At 58.5% G+C, this 1,495-nt stretch carries 1 protein-coding gene and 1 pseudogene; both read left to right on the top strand.

Annotated elements, in window-relative coordinates; genetic code table 11:
• A partial coding sequence (locus EN906_RS37595) for a hypothetical protein (protein ID WP_164777596.1) occupies positions 1-312 on the top strand: 312 nt, incomplete at its 5' end.
• A 116-nt stretch (positions 313-428) separates the two neighbouring features.
• Positions 429-1,495, top strand: a pseudogene (locus tag EN906_RS33935) (hypothetical protein); the annotation flags it as partial.

Here is a 1,495-nt window from a genome sequence, read left to right as displayed (position 1 = left end):
GTTGAAGCCTGGGAAAACATTATGCAGGGCCAACTTGCGAAAAATCACCAGAGAAAAGATGCCGGCTACATTTGGGCATCGGCTGGAGAAATCCGCAAAATAAGGCTTACAGATGTCAACGCAGGGGCATTTTGTGTCATCGATGATGGGCTGAAAAATTTCAAGGCTCATGCGGTGTTAGGGTACTCACCAGCGCCAGAGGGTTACGATCCCGTAAAGATGGCAAATGAGCGCCTCGCAGCACGCGGGAACTTGCTTAAATTGTTCGAGGGTAGCGGCGTGAAAAATTGGAACGAGTGGTCGTTCAACTAACGGGCCTGCCACAACCGCCAACCAATCCCTTCGCCGTTCGTTGGTCCGCGCGGGGCTGATCCCCTAGCGTTTCAAGCGGCTTATGTTTTCGCTGGCTGGCCCGGCATCTTGCCGCCATGGCCAAGGCTGACAAGCGCACACCCGACCAGCAGAAGCAGGGAAAGGCCCTTCGCGACGAGGGCGCCAAATGGCTGAACCGTGTCGAAGCTGCCGGTAAGCTTGAAAAGCAGTGGCTGGATGATGCCGAAAAGGCCGTCAAAGCCTTCACTGGCGAGACATCGAGCCGCGACTACACCACGTCGACAACGCTCGGCTCGACCTACGATTTCAACATCCTATACGCCAACGTCGAAACCATCGTGCCGGCGGTCATCAACAGCCCGCCCGCGCCAGACGTGCGGCGTCGTTTCGCGGATGAAGATCCAGCCGGCAAAGACGTGGCGGAAATCATCGAGCGATCGATAAAGGTGCAGGTTGACGATTCCAAGCTCCAGGTCGAACTGGAGGGCGAGGCTCAAGACGCCTTCCTGGCTGGTCGCGGCGTGGTGCGGCTCCGGTTCAAGAGCGACATCGTAGAGGATGTGACTGATGAGCTTGCGGCCGAAGACGGTGGAGAAGCTGCTAAGGCAGAAACTGACGGGTATGGCCCCGGCAGCGGTGTCGCAGATGGCGGGGAGCCTGACGCCTCTGTACAGGTCGACGCCGCCCAAGCACCCACGGGGGCTTCTCAGCCTTCTGAACGGCTCGCAAACGAGCGCATCGAATTCGAAGCCGTAAGCTGGCGCGATTTCCGCCATGGTCCGGCCAAGCGCTGGAGCGAGTGCCCATGGCTGTCGTTCCGGTTCGTCGTCTCGCGCGAAAACGAAGATACGGCGTTCGATTCCGCCATGATTGGGATGCAGACGAGCGACCAGGAAAAGAAGGCGCGCGGGGAATCCGACAACGACCTGACAGGTTGGGAAATCTGGTGCAAAACCAGCCGCAAGGTCTACTTCGTCGACGATACGGGCGTGATCCTGAAGACAGTCGATGACCCGCTTGGCCTCACGAATTTCTTCCCGATCGCCACGCCAGTGCAGCCGATCGAACTCACCGGCCGCCTGATGCCGGTCAACCCTTTCTCGATCTATTCGAAGCTCGCCGACGAGCTGGACCTGACCACAAAGCGCATCAACATCATCAC

Source organism: Mesorhizobium sp. M7A.F.Ca.CA.004.06.1.1, assembly GCF_003999135.1.
Classification (GTDB): Bacteria; Pseudomonadota; Alphaproteobacteria; order Rhizobiales; family Rhizobiaceae; genus Mesorhizobium.
Note: the sequence above shows the minus strand (reverse complement) of the source record. Positions and strands in the feature narration are given on the sequence as shown.